Source organism: Collimonas sp., from assembly GCF_035566375.1.
Taxonomy (GTDB): domain Bacteria; phylum Pseudomonadota; class Gammaproteobacteria; order Burkholderiales; family Burkholderiaceae_D; genus Collimonas.
Genome location: NZ_DATMRK010000035.1, coordinates 34,940 through 55,874, shown reverse-complemented (window position 1 = coordinate 55,874; position 20,935 = coordinate 34,940). Strand labels below are relative to the sequence as shown.

Genomic DNA, 20,935 nt, shown 5'->3' with positions numbered 1-20,935 from the left:
GTTTTCTATGTTGGTTAGAATATCCAACCAAAGCCACTTAGGGAAACGACTTGTTCTAACCATCTTGGTCAGCTATGCTTACCAGCATGAACCGACTCCCACTCCATACCCTTCCGGTCTTCCGCAGCGCCGCGCTGTCGCAGAATTTGCGCGCTACCGCGCTCGAAATGCACCTCACCCACAGCGCCGTCAGCCAACAGATCGGCGTGCTTGAGCAACAGCTAGGTTTCGCCTTGTTCGAGCGGCGCGGCCGCCGCATCGTACTCAACGAGGCGGGCCAGGCGCTGCTGTGCAGTGTCGAGTCGGCGCTGGCCCAGCTGGACGCCGGCGTGCTGGCCGCCGCCGCCACCGCGACCGGCACTGCGCAACGGCTGCGGCTGACGGTGATGCCGTCTTTCTTGCAGCGTTGGCTGTTGCCGCGCATGCAGAGCTGGCGCGAGCGTCATCCCGATATCGCGCTGGAGCTGCACTCTTCGCAGCAAGTGATGGATTTGCAGCGTGACGGTTTTCACGTAGCGCTGCGGCAAGGGCGCGGCGGCTGGATGGGGCTGAGCGACGAACGTCTGTTCGACAGTCCCTTGGTGGTGGTGGCTTCGCCGGCTACCGCGCGCCGCTTGCAGGGCGGTGGTGTGGCCGCGCTGGCGCACGAAGCCTTGCTGGGCGACGCCGATTTGTGGGATCGCTGGTTCAGCCAGGCCGGGCTGACGCTGAGGACCAATCCCGTGGCCAGTTTCAACGACGCCGGCATCATGCTGCAAGCCGCCGAGCAAGGCTTGGGCATCGCGCTGGGGCGCGAGTTCATGGTGGCCGACGCCTTGCGCGACGGCTTGCTGGTGCGGCTGTCCGAACAAAGGCTGGCGCCGGACGCCGATTACGCAACTTATTTCCTGGTTTATCCCCCCGCATTGCGCGACTGGACGCCGTTGCAAAAATTGCGCAGCTGGCTGCATGAGGAAGTGCGCGTCCTGCAGGAATCGGCGAACACGCCGCCATCCATCCTCGCGCCCTTGGATGCGGCGCCGGCGAAAAAATCGGCGGGGCCTAAGACTCAAGCACTTACTCAGGAACGTAATCAAGCACGTAAAAAAGCACCGTAAGCAGCCGGCGCCTGCTTCAGGAAACCGGCGGCGCTTCGGACGGCAAGAAGTTCGCAGCCGGGCGCAGCACGCAACCGGTATTCAGCCAGGCCAGCGACTCTGGCCATAGATTACGGCTGAAGCGGTCATGGAAAAAAGCGAAATGACCGATCTCGGAGAGCGCGAATTCTGCCGGCGTCACCACCACATGGGTTCTATCGCTGCCGCGGTAATAGCGCAACAGCCGCAACACCGCTGCCGGTGTGCCGAACTCGTCGTCGCTGATGCTGTAGGCTAGCGACGGGCATTGCAATTGCGGGAAATAACGCGTGGGATCGTTGCGTTGTTTTACCGCATTGGCAGAGCTGCTTGAATTGGCCCTATCGTTAGATTTATCACTGGCCCTGTCGCTGCGGCTACCCAGCGTCGCGCCGCGAAACGCCCATTCATAAGCCACACCGGCCGGCAGATCTTCCAGCCAACCCAGCAGGCGGCCGGGAAAGAAACCTGCCAGACTCGTCGCCAGGGGCATCAGCACATGCCATTTCAGTAGCATCCGGTAGCGCACATTTTCTGCATAATCCTGCCAGTAGGCGAACTGCGCACCCACCGTCAGCAAGCGGTCTATGCGCCAGTTCGAGGCGCTGAAGCCGGGCAAAACGCCGCCGATGCTGTGGCCGATCACGACGATTTTCGCGTCGGGAAAATTCTTCATCACCCAAAACATGACGCCTTCGAAATCCTTGCTGCCCCAGTCGAATTTGGTCGCTTTCAAGCGGCGTAGCGATGGCGGCCGCGAGGCGCCGATACCGCGATAATCGTAGGTGATGGCCAGGTAGCCGCTGGCTGCCAGGAATTTCGCGTAGCGCGCGTAATAGGCTGCCTTGACGCCGGTAGCGCAATTGATGATCGCCACCGTTTGCGGCACGTGCAATGCATCCGAGTAGTGCAAGTTCGCACTTAAGGGATAGCCGTCGGTGGCCGGGATCTGGATCGGCGATTCTATGTGCGTTTTGGGTTGCACTGCGGGGGGCATTGTGGGGGACATTTTCTGGTCAAGCCTGGCGGTCTGTATGGCCCCGATTGTAGAGAGCAAAAGGTCTGCGCATAAGGTATGCTGCCGGCATATCTTTGTTGAGCGAAACTCACCAATATGAACAATCTCGATGCCAATTCCCTGATCATTTTTCATCAAGTCGCCAGCAGCGGCAGCCTGACCAAGGCAGCCGAGGCGCTGGCGTTATCGCGTTCGGCGCTCAGCCACCGGATCAAGGCGATTGAAGCGCGGCTCGGCTGCCAGCTGCTGATCCGCACCACTCGCAGCATCGGCCTGACCGACGCCGGCTATCGGCTAGCCGCATATGCGAGCCGGATTGCCGAGACCCTGAGCGAGGCCAACCTGCTGGCCAACGGCCTGAACCAGGACACCGCCGGCCTGGTGCGCATTTCAGCGCCGTCCGGCCTCGGCTCGGTCTGGCTGCGGCCTTTGCTGATGGCGTATATGCAGGCCAATCCGCTGGTCAGCATCGATGTGCGCTTGAGTGAATTCAGCGTCGACATTATCAAAGACCCGTTCGACCTGGCGATCCGCGTGACCTCGCAACCGCCCGAGAATCTGGTCGCCAAAAAATTGTTCGACGTCTCCTGGTGGCTGTGCGCCAGCCCGGAACTGGCTTCACGCTTTGCCGACGATCTGGCCGCATGCGATCTGTCAGCGATACCGATTGCAGGTTTTGCCCGTGCCAGCCAGTTGCATGAAATCACGCTGACGCGCGGTGAGGAAAAGCTGCTTGCGATGCGCGCGCCGGTACTGGTGTCGAACGAGCTTGAATTTGTCCGCGATGCGGTAATACGATCCCTAGGCATGGCAGTCTTGCCTGACTACTATGCCAGGCAGGACGTGCAGGCGGGCCGTTTGCTGCGACTGCTGCCAGACTGGCAGGTCAGCGCGGGATTTGGCGACCAAGCCTATGCCTTGCATCTGCCGGGGCGCATGATGCCGCTGCGGGTCAAGCGTCTGATCGATTTCCTGAGCCGGCGCAGCTAGCTGCCGATCCAGGTGAATACCGCGGAAATCATGCCATTGTTGAAGCTGTTTCAACACTGATGCGTTTCCAAGCCATCTTATCCGGTCTCTTTGGCGCGCCTACAATCATGTATCCGATAGCAGGCTATCCACTGCTGCATTGTTGGGTGTAACCAAGGGGTAAGCATGATTGCCAAAACAAATGCCAACTCACGCGCCAGCTGGATAATGCTGACCTGCTTCGGCATGATCCTGTTTCTTTGCATCGGTCAGCGGCATAGCTTCGGCCTTTACCTGCGGCCGATGACGATGGACCTGGGCTGGGACCGCGCCACTTTTTCTTTTGCCATCGCTTTGCAAAACCTGGTGTGGGGCGTCAGCCAGCCGTTCACCGGAATGCTGGCCGATCGCTACGGCGCCCGGCGGATTTTCATTGTCGGCGGCATTTGTTATGCGCTCGGTTTGTACGGCATGTCGCAAGCCAGCACCGGTATCGGCCTTGCCGCCAGCGCCGGGCTGCTGGTCGGCATCGCCCAGAGTTGCACCGGCTTCGGCATTGTCTACGGCGCTGTCGGCAAAATAGTCAGCGCTGAAAAGCGCGGCACGGCGCTGGGTATCGTCGGCGCCTTCGGTTCACTGGGACAATTTGCGATGCTGCCCGCCAGTCAGGCATTGATCGGCCATCTGGGTTGGGCGCATGCCCTGCTGATCGGCAGCGGCGCATCTCTGCTCATGATGGTGTTGGCGTTCGGTACTTCGGCGGCGGCAACCGCGAAAGCCGAGGCCACAGGGCAAAGCATGGGGCAGGCGCTCAGGCAGGCATTCCGGCACCGGGGATTTCTATTATTGACGCTGGGTTTCTTCGCCTGCGGTTTTCAACTGGCGTTCATCGCCACCCATTTGCCGGCTTATCTGTCGGATCAGGGATTGCGGCCTGCGGTCGGCGTGACGGCGCTGGCGATCGTGGCTTTGGCGAATATCCTGGGCACCTATCTATGCGGTTATTTCGGTGAAAAATTCAGCAAGAAATATCTGCTGGCAGCGATCTACGTGGTACGCGGCATCGCCCTCGCCGCTTTTGTCATGCTGCCGGTAACGCCGCTGACGACCTATGTATTTGCGGCGGTGATGGGCTTGATATGGCTCGGCACGGTGCCGTTGTCGAATGGCGTGGTCGGTCAGATCTTCGGCTATCAATATATCTCGATGCTGTATGGCTTTGTCTTCCTGAGCCATCAGCTGGGCAGTTTTCTCGGGGTATGGCTGGGCGGCGTCTTGTTTGACCTGACCGGCAATTACCAGGCGGTCTGGGCGATTGCGATCGGTCTCAGCGCCGTCGCCGCCATCATCAGTTTGCCGATCGATGACCGAGCGGTTCAGTTCGAGCCTGCTCATGCCTGAGCCGTCGTCCATGCGCGCGGGAAGATTATTAGCCGCCTCGCTCGGCTGGGCCTTGTTGCTGGCCTTGCTGGCGGCTTGTTTTTGGGCCTATTTGCAGCCGGATTTTCTGCTGGAACTGATTTCAAGTAATTTTTTGTGTTGAATCCTGGGCATCCTGCTCAGATTGCTGCAAACGGTGGTTAGAATTGTGGCTGCTATCGATTCTTTCGCCTCATGACGCCGCCAGACCACCTCAAACGCCTCAGCTGCCCCAAGTGCTCGCGTCCCCAACGCAGTTGTATCTGCGCCTGGGTTACTCCGGTAGAGAATGCGGTTGAAGTGCTGATCTTGCAGCATCCATTGGAAGTGCATCAGGCAAAAGGCAGCGCGCGCTTGCTCCAGCTGAGTTTGCCGCACAGTGAATTGGTCGTCGGTGAAGTTTTTGCGGAGCAGACCTTGCACGCATTGCTGCATACACCCGCCGCCAGACGCACCATCCTGCTGTATCCGGATAGTCCCGACGACAAAGGGCTGAACCTGGCCACACCGCCTGTCCTCGATCAGGCTTGGTTGAGTGAACCGGCGCAATTGCGTTTGGTGGTGCTGGACGGCACCTGGCGCAAGAGCCGGAAAATGCTTTATCTCAACCCGCTATTGCAACAATTGCCGCGCCTGCCGCTACGCAATCCGCCGGCGTCCCAGTACCTGATCCGTAAGGCCCACAGCCCAGGGCAACTTTCCACATTGGAAGCAACTTGTTACGCCTTGATGCAGTTAGAGCAGGATGAGAACAAATATCAGTCCTTGCTGGCGGCATTTAACGGCTTTGTGGGACAGCAGCTTGCCTATGGGAAGCACTAAAAATCGTGGTTTGCTGGTTACCTTTGCCATCGACTTCCTGCCGCCGCTCGTGTATCCTCCACGGTCTCTTCTAAAGTGTTTGTTTGCGTTCGGCAACAAAGACTTATTCCACAAGTATTCCATCAGTAACAACAAGACGACGGTCGCCGGTGATCGCCAACGCCAACGTGTGAGGACGCATGAAGGATTATTACGCCGTTCTCGGCATAGACAGTGATGCATCGATAGCCGCGTTGAAAAACGCCTATCGCAAGAAAGCCTCAGAGTTTCACCCCGACAGAAACACAGCATCCGATGCGCCCTCCCGCTTCCGGGAAGTGCAGGAAGCTTACGACCTGTTGTCGGATGCGGTGAAACGCCAGGAATACGACGAAAACCGGCGCCGCAGCCTGCTGGAAAACCCGCTGGAAACCGCCCAACAAATCTGGACCACTTATATGAACAAGGTTTTGCAATGATGCTTTCTTCTTTTTTCGAGGATTTGACCAAGGCTTACCAGGCTGAACTGGAAGACTTGCAAAGCGATTCCGAGGGTAACGACATCCTGACTTCGCGCCTGAAAAGCAAGCGCTCGCAGTTTGCCTTGATGATGCCGATGATAGAAACCGATCCCGAAATGGTCGCGGTGGCTTTTCACGGCGGTATCGACTTTACCAATCCGCAGACGCTGATCATGTTGTTATCGGACGAACCCGATGATTTCCCATCATGGACAGACGTTGCCGATGCGGTGCAATTTGAATCGTGGGCGCAAAAGCTGGCGGACATCGCCTTGCAGGAACCAGGCGGCGAGCGCTTTCTGATCACCACGGTTTGCCTCGAATATCTGCATGAGAAAAGCAACGGCAATTACCAGGGCGCCCATCAATCCGCGCATGGCGAGTCGGACGATGCGGTGGATGAGGTTGAGAGCGACGACGATGAAGACGGCCGCGACCTGGAAATTGAAGGCGCTGACTGGCTGGCGGAGCAAGGCTTCGAACGCCTCGGCTGAACAAATTTAGACATTTTTAATACAGTGATTCCATGACAAACGCGCTCGTAGTAAAAGCAGCAAACCTGATCCGCAACGGCGATATCGCCGGCGCCGAATTCGCCTTGGTCAGCCTGGCCGAGACCGAGGGCGATTACGCATTGGTAGCGGCGCTCGATACGCTGCCGCCGAAAGATCTGCTGGCCGTCATCCGCGAATACGATACATCGAAAGAATCGGTGGTCAATTTGCTGGTGACGCCGGAGCAGTTCGCGCGCGCGGTGGTCATGGAAAGACTGTATGGCGACCATAGCCATGTGCGCCTGCGCGGCATGGTGAATGCGGTGTTGTTCCGCGACGATACCCAGACCGGCGAATTCATCGAAGCGATCGGCGAAGTTGACGGCGGCTGCGAAGCGCTAATCGACTATCTGTCGGACCGCGACGAAGAGGTGGTGCATTTCGTCACGTATGACACTTTCAACGTCAACCGCACCGAAGAAGGCGATGAAGTCGACAAATCGGAAATCAGCGATCGCGACTGGAAAGAGCTGACCTGGCTGCTCAAGCATGAGCACGCCGATATGTTCGAGCAGATCTGGCCGGTGCTGAAAAAACGCATGAAGGAACGCTTGCGGCGCGAGGCCGAGCTGGAATTGGCGGAGCAGAAAATGCTGGAGCCGCAAGAACGCCCGGTGGCTGCGGCCATTGCTGCGCCAGCCGCCGCTGCCGCCGTCGATCCTGACGAAGAGTCGGCACTGTAAGCGCTCGCCTTATCTGCGCTTTGTCTGTTCTAACCGTTCCAGAAACCTACGCATCCCATGTCTGAAAAGCAGCGCAATATCGACGTAATCGACAAGCGCCCTTTCTTTGAAAAGGCGCTTGTTTTTGGTCTCAAGAACGCCATCCTCGATCAGGAAAAATGCCGCGCGATGATAGCCGACGCCGCCAAGGGCACGGTGCAGGTGGCCGCGTTCTTCGGCACCAGCCATCTCCACACCGATCTTGAAAATGCGCGGCAACGCATCGTCAATCTGATCAGCCTTTACCTCGAACACACCTGCAACGGCGATCTGCGAAAAGCAGCGGAATCTCTGCGCGACAATTCGTTCCTGTCGCATTCGCGCGGTGGCAACGAGATGCTCAAGGCACTGCATGCGCTGCCTGACTCCACCGTCTTCGGCGATACCAAGGGCCAGGGGCTCAAGGAATTCCAGGATGAGCGCACGCTGGCCAAGCCGTTTTCCCTCAGCGCCTATCGGAAAGAGTGCAAGGCGCGCGAAGAAACCGCTGCTGTCCTCGCTACGGCGCTCTGGTTTGCCGATGACATGGGTTTGGACCGTGCCGCGCTCGATTTTGCGGGGGCTGAAACGGTGATCCGCACGGCGCTGCTGGCGCGCCTTGGCGGCGCTGAAGAATTTCCTGGTCGCTTGGGTTTTGCCAAATTGATTGCTACGGTGCGTAGCGATAGCGCGGGTAGCGGGAAGTTGAAATTTCCCAAACAATTACTGGACGATGTGCCGCTGGAATATCGCGATATCGCAGCTAAGGTCCGGCGCGAAATCGAGAAACATGACGCGCTGGCAGATCCTGCGGTGGCGCTCGATACTTTGCTCAATCTTGTCGACTTGCGCTACTTTGTTCAAGAGGGTGGCCTGGAAGACGTCGAAGGTTTTGACGCCCTGGTGTCGAAGGAATGGCACAAGGTCACCAAGGGCAAGGAAGATCCCTACTCACGCTTGACTGTTTTCATGTGTATTGCGACGGCTGCAAAACCGAAGACCACCGTGTCGGAGACTGAAGCGCGGGCCATGATCCGGCAAGTTCGCCAGCATGGCTTCGATAGCGAGGCGGTCTCTGCTTTCATCAAGAGCTCGGCGCCATTCGAGATCAAGGACAATCTGTTGTCTTTGTGGGAGGACGAGTTCTTGCCGGATGCGCAGGAATACCTGATCGACGAAGATGATCTCAAATACACGCGCGCCATGAAATTCTTGAAAGAGAATTGCAATATCAAAGTCAAGCAAGCTGGCAAGGAACAGAGGTAGCCGTCGAAAAACCGAAGCGGTGATGATTCAGAGTGCTAAAGTTGTGCAATAACAGTCTTTGGGTTGTATTTATATTTTACAGCTTAAGAGTTGTATTATTTAAATACAATAAATAGACTGTTTTATTGATTTACAGAAGATAGTATGTAAAATCAGTAATGAGCAACAACGGAGCTTGCCATGAATTATTCAATCAAGACACTTAGTCAATTGCGCCTCATCCTCCAGGGATTTCGTAAGACCAATCGCCTGACCCAGGCGGCATTGGCAGATAAGCTGGGCATCACGCAGCAAAGCTACGCGCAGTTGGAGGCTAATCCGGCTGCGGCCAGCGTTGACAGACTATTCAGGGTTTTGCAAGTATTGGGAGTCGATCTGGTGCTGAGCGGCGATGCGCCATTCGCGTCGGGCGCCTCCTATGCGAGCGCCACAGCAACGCCGGGACAGCAGGATTTTGCGGCAAGTCAATTGTCCTCGTCATATGCGCCCGGTGGTTCGGGCGAACCGACTCAGGGCAAATCGGTTAAAGGATCGGCAAAGAAAGCCGGACCGGCCCGTGCTACGGCAAAGAAAAAAGAAAGCTGGTAAGCATGGGGCGCCGCTCGCAAAAGCAGCAGCTGCATGTCTGGATGAATGGCATCCCGGTCGGTGTCTGGCAGCGCACTCCGCAGGAAGAAAGCCTGCGCTATTTTGAGAAGTGGGTAGCTGACGAACAGGGGCGGCCGCTTTCCTTGTCCCTGCCGTTTACACCGGGAAACCAGGTCTACAAAGGACAACTGGTCAGCGCTTTCTTCGATAATCTATTGCCCGACAGCGACGCCATCCGGCGTCGTCTGGCGCAGCGTTACCAGGTAGCCGGCGTGGCGCCGTTCGATCTTTTGGCTGCGCTTGGGCGAGATTGCGTCGGCGCTCTGCAATTGCTGCCAGAGGACGAGCAGCCCAATTCCCTGTATTCGCTCAAAGGCCAGCCGCTGACTAGCGCGCAGGTAGCGCAGCAGCTGCGCGACAGTACCGCAGGCGGGGCGCTCGGACAACATGGCCATGATGCCGATCTGCGCCTGTCGATTGCCGGCGCCCAGGAAAAAACCGCGCTGCTGTTGCATGCAGGGCAATGGATGCGCCCGCAAGGCAGTACGCCGACCACGCATATTTTCAAACTCCCGTTAGGCCTGGTTGGCAATATGCAGGCCGATATGCGGACTTCGGTAGAAAACGAATGGCTGTGTTCCAGATTGGTCGCCGCCTATGGCCTCGCGGTGGCGCATTGCGATATAGCGCACTTTGAAGAGCAAAAGGTACTGATCGTTCAACGCTTTGATCGCAAACCGGCGAGTGACGATAGTTGGATTGTGCGTCTCCCGCAGGAGGATTTTTGCCAGGCTACCGGCACCTGGCCGTTGGCCAAATACCAGGCGGATGGCGGCCCCGGCATTGCCGCCATCATGGAGGTATTGAGGGGTTCGGAACAGGCAGAACAGGATCGGCGCAATTTCTTTAAAGCGCAACTGGTGTTCTGGCTGCTGGCGGCGACCGACGGCCATGCCAAGAATTTCAGCATAGCGCACCTGCCCGGCGGCCGTTATTGCTCGACCCCGCTCTACGATATTCTCTCGGCGCATCCGATTCTGGGTAGCGGACGCAACCGGATCGCGCCGCAAAAGGCGAAGCTGGCGATGGCCGTGCGCGGCAACAGCCACAACATCTACCTGCTCGGCCAGATCCAGCGCAGGCACTGGGCTGCGCAGGCGCGCCAGGTTGGCTTGGGGGCTGGCAGCGCAGAGGAGGTCATCGCCGAATTGATCGCGGCGACCGAGGCGGTGCTGACAGACGTGGCCGCAAAGTTGCCCGCCGATTTTCCGGAAGACTTGTCTGACGCGATTCTCGGCGGCGTGCGCAGCCAGTGCGCGAAACTGGCGGCAATGCCGGCTTGAGCATTGGGATGCTGGCCGTTATTGCGGAATCGCAGGATGTTCACTAGAATCGTTGCTGGAACATTCCACGCAAATGGAAAACTTGTTCCAACGTCGCTCGGACGGTTCCGGGCGCTAACGTGAAAGAAAACCATGTCTGAATCCCCAACTCCGCGCAGATTTTCGCGCATCGATCGCCTGCCTCCCTACGTTTTTAATATCACCGCCGAACTGAAAATGGCGGCGCGCCGCCGTGGCGAAGATATTGTCGATATGTCGATGGGTAATCCCGATGGCGCCACGCCGCCGCATATCGTCGACAAGCTGATCGAGGTAGCGCAGCGTCCCGACACTCACGGCTATTCTGCCTCCAAGGGCATTCCGCGCCTGCGGCGGGCGATCAGCCATTGGTACAAGAAACGCTACGACGTCGAATTCAATCCGGATACCGAAGCGATCATCACCATCGGTTCCAAGGAAGGGCTGGCGCATCTGATGCTGGCGACGCTGGATCGCGGTGATACGGTGCTGGTGCCGAATCCCAGTTATCCGATCCACATCTACGGCGCAGTGATTGCCGGCGCCGATATCCGTTCGGTGCGGATGAGCCCGGGCGTGGATTTCTTTGCCGAGCTGGAACGGGCGATACGCGAAAGTTATCCGAAACCGAAAATGATGGTGCTGGGTTTCCCGTCCAACCCGACCGCGCAATGCGTCGAGCTGGAATTTTTCGAGCGGGTGGTCAAGCTGGCCAAGGAACACAACATCCTGGTAGTGCATGACCTGGCCTATGCCGATATCGTCTTCGACGGCTGGCAGGCGCCGTCGATCATGCAAGTGCCGGGCGCACGCGATGTGGCGGTGGAGTTTTTCACGCTGTCGAAAAGTTACAACATGGCTGGCTGGCGTATCGGTTTCATGGTCGGCAACAAGGAGCTGGTGGCGGCGCTGGCGCGTATCAAGAGCTATCACGACTATGGCAGTTTCACGCCGGTGCAAGTGGCGGCGATTGCAGCGCTGGAGGGTGATCAGCAATGCGTCACCGATATTTGCAAGAAATACCAGAGCCGGCGCGATGTGCTGGTCAAGGGCTTGCACGAGGCCGGCTGGATGGTGGATATCCCGAAGGCGTCGATGTATATCTGGGCGCACATACCGGAAGCCTATCGTCATCTGGGATCGCTGGAATTTTCCAAGCAGCTGCTGGAAAAAGCCAAGGTTTGCGTCTCGCCAGGCATCGGTTTCGGTGAATACGGCGATGAGTACGTACGCTTTGCTCTGATCGAAAACGAAGCCCGGATACGGCAGGCGGTGCGCGGCATCAAGGCCATGTTGCGGCTATCCTGAACGGCATTCGTCCGGCTTGCGGGATAGAGCCTCGCTCTATCCCCTTATTTTCAGAATTACACTTCCAAAATTACACCTGCCTAACCGATCTGCTCCGCAGCTGACAGAAAACGTCACCACGAATGACAAGAGAGGGCAGTTTTGCAGGTTGCAGACCTGCAAATTTCAAGGTTTTTTGTGGTTTTCCCACGGGTTTTCCAGGTTTCTCAGACCGATTTAAGTAGACGCCTCATGGGCATGGAACTTGCTGCCAAGCATGCAATAATGCTCTCAGGTAATTTGCGCAAATGACGCGCGGCAGGAAATCAATCCGATGATAAAAATTAGTGTCGTTTCTTACAACAACGTGGCGCCCGAGCTGCCCCTGTCGGCCGTATTCGGCCGCGAGCCGAAAACCCTGGGCCGCAGCGAAGAGAACTATTTCGTGCTGGCCGATCCCAGGAATTTTGTATCGCGGACCCAGGCGGCGATCAAAAGCGACGGCGTCCGCCAAACCATCACCAATCTCAGCCGCGCCAATCCGATCTTGTTAAATGGGCATGAGATCGACGCCGAACGTGAATACGATTTACAGATAGGCGATGAAATCCAGATCGGCCTGTATCTCTTGCGCGCCGAAGCGCAGCTCAACTTGATGAAAGAAAACCCTGACATGATCAATCAGCCAGGCCAGGCAGCGGCTAATTCGGCGCGCCGGCCAAATGCCAGCAAACAACCCAGCAAACAACCATTAATGAGCGTATCCGAGACCCGCTTGGCGGCGTTGGCGCAATTGAATCTGGAATTGGCGGCGACTGCTAATGCAGCTTTGCCGACATCATTGCAAGCATCCGCAACGCCGGCGCGCCCGGTGAGCGCGGCGCAGAATACCGCCGCAACTCCTGCGCCGGCAGCGGTCACGGTCAGCGCTGGCGACGATAGCCATCAGGCTGCCGTGCCGTCCGCCTCCAGTGAAGCACTGGTCCAGGCTTTCATCAAAGGCGCCGGTTTGCCGGCCGGGACTCTGGCGGCGGAATTGACGCCAGAATTGATGGAGACCGTCGGCAAGTTGCTGGCGACGGCGGTGCAGGGCACCATAGATTTGAATGCAACGCGTGCGTTGGTCAAGAAAGAAGCGCATGCGGATGTGACCAAGGTGGTGGTCAGAAACAATAATCCGCTGAAGTTTTTTGCCGATAGCCAGACCGTGCTGATCCAGATGCTGCGCAAGAAAATGCCGGGTTTCATGGGCGCCACAGAAGCCATGCAGGACGCTTACCAGGATCTGCAAGCGCACCAGGCAGGCGTGGTCTCCGGCATGCGCGCGACCATGAACGAGACGCTGCAACGCTTTAATCCGGAAGTGATGGAGAAGCGCTTGAAAAAAGGCGGCATGCTGGATGCGTTGCTGCCATCGTCCCGCAAAGCGAAGTTATGGGACGCCTATGCCGAGCGTTATCAACGGATTATTGCGGAATCCTCGCAAGACGATTTCCAGACCTTGTTTGGCAAGGCATTCTTGCTGGCTTACGAGAGAAAAGTCGAAAAACTGAGGAAAGAGACGCCGCATGCCTGAATCGTCGCTACTAAGCGACACTACGCTGCCGTTGGTCCTGAGCCTGGCGCAACTGAGTCACGCCGGCGGGCGCCAGGTCAACCAGGATTCCTGGGGCAGCGTGCTGCAGGAAGATCTGGCTTGCGTCATTGTCTCTGACGGCGTGGGCGGCGAATATGGCGGCGAGATCGCCTCGAATATCGTGGTCCACTCGATCATGGAAATGTTCGTTGAAGAAGCTTCCTTCGGTCCGCGCGCCCTGCAATCCTATATCGAACATGCGGTGACGCAACTGAACCGGCGTCAAGCCCAGATCCCGCGCTTGAAAGACATGAGTTCGACCGTTGCGGTGTTGTTGATCGATCAAAAAAACCGTTGCGCGCTATGGGCGCACATGGGCGACACCCGCAGCTATCTTTTCCGTCGCAATGAACTGCACAGCGTCACCAAGGATCACAGCCTGATCCAGCAATTCGTCGACGCCGGCCATTGCTCGGCCGAACAATTGCGCCGGCATCCGCGCCGCAGCATCCTGACTGCCGCGGTTGGCGTCGAGGGTAGTGCGCCCGCAGAGGTGACCCAGAGCGCAACCCAGCTGCAGGACGGCGACGCCTTCCTGATGTGCAGCGACGGCTTCTGGGAATGGATCAGCGAAGCGGAGATGGAGCAGGCGGCGGTGCAAGCCGGTTCAGCACAAGAATGGCTGGACCTGATGCACGCCATTGTAGAAAAGAACGGCAGCGCCTCCAATATCCCGCTTGATAACTGCACCGCGTTTACGATTCATATCGCCGATCCCCGAACATCACCATCTGCGAACTGTTAGTGTTAATAATTGTCCAGAATAATATGACTAACACCGAATCCAATTGAATATGCAAAACGCCAAGCCGATTGATCAGCATGAAATATCAGCAACGGCTGTCGAAAACTGCTTGCCTAAAGGTACTCGCCTGGCCGATTTTGAAATCATCGGCGTGATTGGCGAAGGCGGTTTTGGGATTGTCTACTTTGCTTTCGACAGGTCGTTGCGGCGCATGGTAGCTATCAAAGAATACATGCCGGGCGCGTTTGCCGGACGTGGACCGGATAAAAAAGTCGTGGTGCGCTCACAGCGGCACCGCGAGACCTTCACCATCGGCCTCAAGAGTTTTATCAAGGAAGCGCGCCTGCTGGCGCAATTCGACCACCCGGCGTTGATCAAGGTTTACCGGTTCTGGGAACAAAACAATACCGCCTATATGGCGATGCGCTATTACGAAGGCCGCACTCTCAAAAGCGTGGTGCAGAATTCTCCCGCCCAGATCACCGAAGCCTGGCTGAAAAGCATGCTGAAGCCGATGCTGGAAGCGCTCGACGCCATGTACCGGGTACAGATACTGCATCGTGATATCTCGCCCGACAACATCATGATCCAGAAAAGCGGCGAAGCGGTATTGCTGGATTTCGGCGCGGCGCGCCAGATTATCGGCGACATGACGCATTCGTTGACGGTGATTTTGAAACCGGGTTACGCGCCCATCGAACAGTACGCCGATGACGCTCAGATGAAGCAGGGACCGTGGACCGATATTTATTCGCTGTCGGCGGTGATCTATTTTGCGATCGTCAAGAGCGCGCCGCCGACTTCGGTGGCGCGCATGATCACGGATCCGATCGTACCTTTGCAAGACGGTCAGCACAGCGGTTTCAGCAAAGAATTCCTGGCTGCCATCGACAAAGGGCTGGCGGTCAAGCCGGATGAGCGGCCGCAATCGATAGAAGAATTCCGCAAGTTGCTGGATCTGGAGTTGTCGGTGCCAATGCCGATGCCGGACAATGACGCCGCAGGCCCCATCGCGTTTCGCCTCGCCAGTCACAAGCCGGGCAAAAGGTCGGAGGAGACGCAGGCAGAGGCTGCCGGTGGCAAGCACGCCAGCCACAAACGTAGCGCGCCGCCATCCAAGCTGTTGGACACGCCTTTGACGCCCCGGGCCTGGTGGATAGTGGCTAGCGCCAGCGTTGCAGTGCTGGCGCTGGGATCCTATCTATGGCTCAAGCCGGCGCACCTGCCGGCGACGCCGCCGACGGCGGTTTCGAACCACGCGCATGCGGCCCCGGCTAAAGCCGCAACTGCCGTGCTCGCGCCTGCGCCAAAAGTTGCCGCTGCCGCCTCCGAGCAAATCCTTGATGAAGAAACCATCAGCTGGGAAACCCTGAAACAGCTGAACAATGTGACGCCGCAGCAGATCAGCGCTTTCTTGCAGAAGTACCCGAACAGCCCGCATGCGGAAGCGGCGCGGGTCAGATTGGCGGAATTGCAGAGCAAGAGCCCGGAACACAATGCACCCGCGACCGCAGTGGCAACCGCTACCGCCAAGCCAGCTGAGAACAAGGCCGCCGATGTAAAGGCAGTCGATCCGACCGGCGTCGTCTTGCTGACCATCAAACCGTGGGGCAACGTGCTGGTCGACGGCAGTATGAAGGGCGTCAGTCCGCCTTTGAAAAAACTGGTTCTGGCGGAAGGAAAGCATCAGATCAAAGTGGTCAATCCGAGTTTTCCCGATCGCGTTTTCGAGATCGATGTCAACTCGAAAAAATCGCGTAATATCGACTACGATTTTTCGTCCCACTAAAACTATTTCAGCCAAGAACGCCTTATGTCCATTTGTTTGACCACTTCTTTTCACCGTATCGGCAGCGCCGCCCTGCTCGCTGCAGCCGTCATGCTTGGCGGCTGCGACAGTTTCGAAGCCATAAAAAAGTCGGTCACGGCCGATCCGACGCCAAGCGCATCAACCCCGGTTGCGGCGGCGTCTGTTGCGCCTGAAACGCCGGCGCCGCCAACCGCCTTGAACGATGGCATTTCCTTGTACAACAAGGGCAGCTATAGTGCAGCGATCAAGCGTCTTGCCAATGCGCCGGAAATCTGGTCGGCCGAGACTTCGTTCCAGACCGAAGCCCTGAAATATATGGCGTTCAGCTATTGCGTGACATCCAGGAAGAAGCTGTGCAGACAGCAATTTGAAAAAGCACTGAAACTCGACGCCAACTTTGATCTGACGCCTGGCGAAAAGGGCCACCCGCTATGGGGGCCGGTATTCAATCAAGCCAAGAAGGCGGCTGCGGCAACGATGGCAACTGCCGCAACTGCAAAAAAATAAGATTCTGGAATATTCCGTCAGCGTCCGAAGCTGGGCGCGGCGAAACCAGGCAGCTGCGGAATCCGCTGCGTCATGAATTCCATGAAAATCGTGGCGCGCAAGGATTGATAGCGGCGCGATGGATACAGCAAAGAAGCTTCCTGTCCCGGCGCGCTCCACTCAGGAAGAACGCGCTGCAACCGGCCCGATTCGAGCAAATCGTGCACCAGCCAGGATGGACATATGCCAAGGCCGGCGCCGGCGACGAAACTCTCACGTATCGCCAACGAGCTGTTAACCTGGTAACGGCTGCGAGTGGCAATCTCGATCGTACCGCCAGGGCCGCTGAGCTGGCTTATTTCACCGTTGGCGGGCCGTGCAAAGCCGATATAGCGGTGCTTTGCCAGATCTTCAGGGCGCCGGATCTGCGGGTAGCGCGCCAGATAGGCCGGCGCGGCCACCAGATAGCGTTGTGCGCTAGCGATTTTGCGCGCAATCATATTCGGCGGCAGCGCGCCGGCAAGCCGCAGCGCCACATCGACGCCATCTTCCACCAGATCGACAAAGCGGTCGTTCAGTATCAACTCCACCTCTATCTCCGGATACAGCTCCAGGAACTCCAGCACCAGCGCGTTAAGCCGCAACTGGCCAAGCCCGAGCGGGGCGTTGACGCGCAACAGGCCGGTCGGTTTCCCGGTTAAGCCGCGGGCATCGCTGACCGCTTCGTTGAATTCCTCCAGCACCCGTTTGGCGCGTTCGTAGAAACGCTTGCCCTGTTCGGTGGTGGTCAGGCTGGTGGTGCTGCGTTCCAGCAAACGCACCCCGAGTTCCTGTTCCAGAGCGGCGATGGTTTTGCTGACGGTCGGTTGAGTGCTGCGCTGCTCGCGCGCAACCGCCGACAAGCTGCCCAGTTCAACCGTCCGCACGAAACTACGCATTGCCTTGATGTGATCCATGTCATTCCATTTTGGAATAAGTAATAGTCAATTATGGCTTCTACCATGCGTATTGGGAAGGGTATATCTTGGCTGCATGGCTGACCGCATCGCTGACTTGCATCGCGTACTTGCGTCAGATTCATTTGCGCCACATTCTTGATTAACCAAGGAGTCATTGCATGGGTTTCCCGATACGCTATTCGAAAATCGCCGCGACGCTAAGCTTGCTGTCGTTCTTGAGTGTGCCTGCCGCCGCAACGCAGGCGGCTGAAGCCGGCCCTGCCCCCGCAGTGCCGACCGCTACACAGCACTGGAACGCCAGCTGGACCGCCGCTCCGCAGCCAATCTGGGAAGCCGGTTTTGCCTTGCCGACCAATATCCCGGCCAGCTTGTCGAACCAGACCGTGCGCCAGATCGCCAGGCTTAGCATCGGCGGCAAGCACGCCAGGGTGGTGTTGTCCAACGAATACGGTACAACGCCGTTGACGATAGGCGCGGCGCACATCGCGCTGGCCGCCGGCGGCTCGGCAATCGTCGCTGCTTCGGATCGCGGCCTCACCTTCGGCGGTCGTAGCGAGGTAACGATCGCAGCGGGCGCACCGGCTGTCAGCGATCCGATCGATCTGGAGCTGGCGCCGCTGGCGCAGGTGGCGGTCAGTATTTTCCTGCCGAAGATGACGCCGCTTACCACCTTCCATTGGGACGGCAAACAGAGCGCTTACATCGCGCCGGGCAACCGGGGGGCAGCTTCTCAGATCAAGACCGGCACCACGCTAGAAGCACGGCTGTTCCTCAGCGCGATCCTGGTGGACGCACCGCTCACCCCGCCCCCGCGGGTGGTGGCGGCCTTTGGCGATTCGATTACCGACGGCGCCGGCTCCACTTCGAACAGCAATCAACGCTGGCCCGATCTGCTGGCGCAACGGCTGGTCAAGCAACAGGTCGCGGTGATCAACGCCGGTATTTCCGGCGCCAGGTTATTGAGCGACAAGATGGGCGTCAACGCCCTGGCCCGCTTCGACCGCGATGTCCTGAACCAGCCTAATCTGGACACGGTGATTGTGCTGATCGGCATCAACGATATCGGCTGGCCCGGCAGCAGCCTCGGCCCGCACGACCCGGCGCCCAGCGTGGAGCAACTGATTGCCGGCTATCGGCAATTGATAGCGCGCGCGCATGTGCGCCATGTGCGGATAGTCGGCGCGACCCTGACGCCGTTCGGCGGCGCGCTGCAAGACACGGATCTGGGCGGTTACTATTCCGCCGCCAAGGAACAGATGCGGCAAGCGGTGAATCAATGGATACGCAGCAGCGGCGAGTTCGACGCAGTCATCGATTTCGACGCCGCGCTACGCGATCCCCAGCATCCCCAGCGCTTCCTGCCGGCCTACGATTCCGGCGATCACCTGCATCCCGGCGACCGCGGTTACCGCGCCATGGCGGAGGCAATCGATCTTCGTGTACTGACCGGCAAGGATGCGCCGAAATAGGTTAGAAGCTCTAATCGCCGCTAAAACAGGGCGATTTCAGCGATCAGCCGGCATTTTTCAGGTAGATTCCGGCCTGTGCTCGATAATTGCCACGGCCTCCTGGAAAAACCTATGTCTCATTCCGTTCCCTATTCCGCTCCCCATCCTGTCTACCCACATCTGCTGGCCGAGCTCGATCTCGGCTTCACCACACTGAAAAACCGGGTGGTGATGGGCTCCATGCACACCGGCCTGGAAGATCGTTTCTTTCACTATGCCAAGCTGGCGGAATATTTCAGGGCGCGCGCCAAAGGCGGTGTCGGCCTGATCGTCACCGGCGGCATTTCACCCAGCAGGCAGGGTTGGCTGCTGCCGTTCGGCGGCACCATGAACAGCATCGGCGATATCCATAACCACAAGCGGCTCACCAGCGCCGTGCACGAAGAAGACGGCAAGATCGTGATGCAGATCCTGCATGCGGGACGCTACGGCTATCAGCCGTTCGTGGTCTCGGCCTCGGCCATCAAATCACCGATTTCCCCGTTCAAGCCACGCACATTGAGCGAGCGCGGCATCCAGTCCACCATCGCGGCCTACGTGCGCAGCGCCGTGCTGGCGCAACGCGCCAATTACGACGGCGTGGAAATCATGGGCAGCGAAGGTTATCTGCTCAATCAGTTCCTGTCGCCGCGCACTAATCATCGCCAGGATCGCTGGGGCGGCAGCATCGACAATCGGATGCGGCTGGCGCTGGAAATCGTGCGGCGCATGCGCGAGGCGGTCGGCGAGCGCTTTATCATCATGTACCGCTTGTCCTTGCTGGATCTGGTGGAAGGCGGCAATACCGGCGCCGAAGTGGTGGCGGTGGCGCAGGCGCTGGAGCAAGCCGGCGTGACCTTGATCAATACCGGCGTCGGCTGGCATGAGGCGCGCATTCCTACTATCGTTACCTCGGTACCGCGCGGCGCCTTTCGTGAAGCGACGGCGCGCCTCAAGCGCGCTATCAAGATCCCGGTGATCGCTTCCAATCGCATCAATACGCCGGAAGTGGCGGAACAGCTCCTGGCCGAGGGCGACGCCGACATGGTATCGATGGCGCGGCCGTTCCTGGCCGATCCGGAATTCGTGCTCAAGGCGCAGCAAAATCGCGCCGATGAAATCAATACCTGCATCGCCTGCAATCAAGCTTGCCTCGATCACACTTTCAAGAATCAGCGCGCCAGCTGCCTGGTCAATCCGCAAGCCTGCCATGAAACCGAGCTCGTTTATCGGCCTAGCGTAAAAGTGCGGCGAGTGGCGGTGATCGGCGCTGGTCCGGCCGGCTTGTCTGCAGCTACCGTCGCCGCTGAACGCGGCCATCAAGTCACCTTGTTCGAAGCTGCTGAACAAATCGGCGGCCAGTTCAATATCGCCATGCGGATTCCCGGCAAGGAAGAATTCCGCGAAACCGTCCGCTATTTCAAGCACCGCTTGCAACGCACCGGGGTCGAAGTCAAACTCAATCAGCGCGTCACCCGGGAGCAGCTGGAAGCGCTCGGTTTCGACGATGTCATCGTCGCCACCGGCGTCTCGCCGCGCAAGCTACGCATCCCTGGCATCGAGCATCCGATGGTGCTGTCCTATCTCGACGTGTTGCAAGGCAAGGTCGCGGTTGGTAAGCGGGTCGCTGTGATCGGCGCCGGCGGCATCGGTTTCGATCTCTGTGAATTTTTGCTGCATGATCCGCAACTGCCGTTGCCCATATCGATTGCGGACTGGATGGATGAATGGGGTGTTGATCCGCTGGCCGCAGAGTCCGGCGGTTTGCGCCGGCCCGAGCCGGCCACGCCGCTGCGCGAAATCCATCTATTGCAGCGCAAGCAAAGCAAAGTCGGTGCCGGCCTCGGCAAAACTTCTGGCTGGGTGCATCGCAGCGTGATGCAGCGTAATCGGGTGCAGATGCTGGCCGGCGTTGATTATCAGCGGATCGACGATCAGGGCTTGCATATCAGCGTCGGCGGCGAAAGCCGTTTGCTGGCAGTGGATAACGTGGTGATTTGCGCTGGCCAGGAGTCGCTGTACGAACTGGTCCCGGCCGCCGCCATCGCGCCCGGCAAAGCGGGCCAGCCGGTCAAGACTCAAGCGCTGCGAAATGGTAGTGGTTCGGATGGCGGTTCACGCTACCACCTGATCGGCGGTGCTTCGTTCGCTAGTGAACTGGATGCCAAGCGGGCGATACGCGAAGGCGCGGAACTGGCGGCGGCGTTGTAGA

Annotated in this window: 20 protein-coding genes; 18 read left to right on the top strand and 2 right to left on the bottom strand. The window is 58.3% G+C overall.

Annotated elements, in window-relative coordinates:
- Positions 1-74 precede the first annotated feature (74 nt).
- A complete protein-coding gene (locus VNZ60_RS10855; RefSeq protein WP_325658973.1) occupies positions 75-1,097 on the top strand; it encodes a LysR substrate-binding domain-containing protein in 1,023 nt (340 codons plus the stop codon).
- A gap of 16 nt (positions 1,098-1,113) precedes the next feature.
- On the opposite strand, the gene VNZ60_RS10850 is transcribed toward VNZ60_RS10855, so the two are convergent.
- Positions 1,114-2,124, bottom strand: a complete 1,011-nt coding sequence (locus VNZ60_RS10850; protein ID WP_325658972.1) for an alpha/beta hydrolase family protein — start codon at positions 2,122-2,124, stop codon at positions 1,114-1,116.
- Between the two features lie 105 nt (positions 2,125-2,229).
- Between VNZ60_RS10850 and VNZ60_RS10845 the strand changes: the two genes are divergently transcribed.
- The 15 genes from VNZ60_RS10845 (at position 2,230) to VNZ60_RS10775 (ending at position 16,298) form a co-directional block, all read left to right on the top strand.
- Positions 2,230-3,123, top strand: coding sequence for a LysR family transcriptional regulator (locus tag VNZ60_RS10845; protein WP_325658970.1), 894 nt, complete (start codon positions 2,230-2,232; stop codon positions 3,121-3,123).
- Positions 3,124-3,288: 165 nt separating this feature from the next.
- The gene (locus VNZ60_RS10840; RefSeq protein ID WP_325658968.1) at positions 3,289-4,503 is read left to right on the top strand and encodes an MFS transporter; all 1,215 of its coding nucleotides are present in this window, start codon (positions 3,289-3,291) and stop codon (positions 4,501-4,503) included.
- On the top strand, positions 4,496-4,645 hold the full coding sequence (locus tag VNZ60_RS10835; protein ID WP_325658966.1) for a hypothetical protein: 150 nt from the start codon (positions 4,496-4,498) through the stop codon (positions 4,643-4,645). Before VNZ60_RS10840 ends, VNZ60_RS10835 begins: the two co-directional genes overlap by 8 nt.
- Before the next feature lie 71 nt (positions 4,646-4,716).
- Positions 4,717-5,343, top strand: coding sequence for a tRNA-uridine aminocarboxypropyltransferase (locus VNZ60_RS10830; protein ID WP_325658964.1), 627 nt, complete (start codon positions 4,717-4,719; stop codon positions 5,341-5,343).
- Positions 5,344-5,522: 179 nt separating this feature from the next.
- Positions 5,523-5,801 carry a DnaJ domain-containing protein gene (locus tag VNZ60_RS10825; protein WP_325658962.1) on the top strand — a complete coding sequence of 93 codons (279 nt, stop codon included), beginning with the start codon at positions 5,523-5,525 and terminating at the stop codon, positions 5,799-5,801.
- The gene (locus tag VNZ60_RS10820) at positions 5,798-6,337 is read left to right on the top strand and encodes a hypothetical protein (protein WP_325658960.1); all 540 of its coding nucleotides are present in this window, start codon (positions 5,798-5,800) and stop codon (positions 6,335-6,337) included. Before VNZ60_RS10825 ends, VNZ60_RS10820 begins: the two co-directional genes overlap by 4 nt.
- Positions 6,338-6,369: 32 nt before the next feature.
- Positions 6,370-7,080 (top strand): hypothetical protein, encoded by a 711-nt coding sequence (locus VNZ60_RS10815; RefSeq protein WP_325658958.1) that lies wholly within the window; start codon positions 6,370-6,372, stop codon positions 7,078-7,080.
- Positions 7,081-7,137: 57 nt separating this feature from the next.
- Positions 7,138-8,364, top strand: a complete 1,227-nt coding sequence (locus VNZ60_RS10810; RefSeq protein WP_325658956.1) for a hypothetical protein — start codon at positions 7,138-7,140, stop codon at positions 8,362-8,364.
- A 180-nt stretch (positions 8,365-8,544) separates the two neighbouring features.
- A complete protein-coding gene (locus VNZ60_RS10805; protein ID WP_325658954.1) occupies positions 8,545-8,952 on the top strand; it encodes a helix-turn-helix transcriptional regulator in 408 nt (135 codons plus the stop codon).
- Between the two features lie 2 nt (positions 8,953-8,954).
- Positions 8,955-10,295 (top strand): type II toxin-antitoxin system HipA family toxin, encoded by a 1,341-nt coding sequence (locus VNZ60_RS10800; protein WP_325658952.1) that lies wholly within the window; start codon positions 8,955-8,957, stop codon positions 10,293-10,295.
- A 132-nt stretch (positions 10,296-10,427) separates the two neighbouring features.
- Entirely contained in the window at positions 10,428-11,621 is a 1,194-nt protein-coding gene (gene alaC / locus VNZ60_RS10795) for an alanine transaminase (protein WP_325658950.1), read from the top strand.
- Positions 11,622-11,934: 313 nt separating this feature from the next.
- Positions 11,935-13,176 (top strand): type VI secretion system-associated FHA domain protein TagH, encoded by a 1,242-nt coding sequence (gene tagH / locus VNZ60_RS10790; RefSeq protein ID WP_325658948.1) that lies wholly within the window; start codon positions 11,935-11,937, stop codon positions 13,174-13,176.
- On the top strand, positions 13,169-13,981 hold the full coding sequence (locus VNZ60_RS10785; RefSeq protein WP_325658946.1) for a PP2C family protein-serine/threonine phosphatase: 813 nt from the start codon (positions 13,169-13,171) through the stop codon (positions 13,979-13,981). Before tagH ends, VNZ60_RS10785 begins: the two co-directional genes overlap by 8 nt.
- A gap of 109 nt (positions 13,982-14,090) precedes the next feature.
- A complete protein-coding gene (locus VNZ60_RS10780) occupies positions 14,091-15,770 on the top strand; it encodes a serine/threonine protein kinase (protein ID WP_325658944.1) in 1,680 nt (559 codons plus the stop codon).
- Between the two features lie 24 nt (positions 15,771-15,794).
- Positions 15,795-16,298: a TssQ family T6SS-associated lipoprotein gene (locus VNZ60_RS10775; protein WP_325658942.1), complete on the top strand. Its 504-nt coding sequence runs from the start codon at positions 15,795-15,797 to the stop codon at positions 16,296-16,298.
- Between the two features lie 17 nt (positions 16,299-16,315).
- Here VNZ60_RS10775 and VNZ60_RS10770 read toward each other — a convergent pair whose 3' ends face one another.
- Positions 16,316-17,233 carry a LysR family transcriptional regulator gene (locus VNZ60_RS10770; protein ID WP_325658940.1) on the bottom strand — a complete coding sequence of 306 codons (918 nt, stop codon included), beginning with the start codon at positions 17,231-17,233 and terminating at the stop codon, positions 16,316-16,318.
- 161 nt (positions 17,234-17,394) lie between these two features.
- Between VNZ60_RS10770 and VNZ60_RS10765 the strand changes: the two genes are divergently transcribed.
- Together VNZ60_RS10765 and VNZ60_RS10760 are read left to right on the top strand one after the other, a co-directional pair.
- A complete protein-coding gene (locus VNZ60_RS10765; protein ID WP_325658938.1) occupies positions 17,395-18,705 on the top strand; it encodes an SGNH/GDSL hydrolase family protein in 1,311 nt (436 codons plus the stop codon).
- A gap of 111 nt (positions 18,706-18,816) precedes the next feature.
- The gene (locus VNZ60_RS10760; RefSeq protein ID WP_325658936.1) at positions 18,817-20,934 is read left to right on the top strand and encodes an NADPH-dependent 2,4-dienoyl-CoA reductase; all 2,118 of its coding nucleotides are present in this window, start codon (positions 18,817-18,819) and stop codon (positions 20,932-20,934) included.
- Position 20,935: the final 1 nt, after the last annotated feature.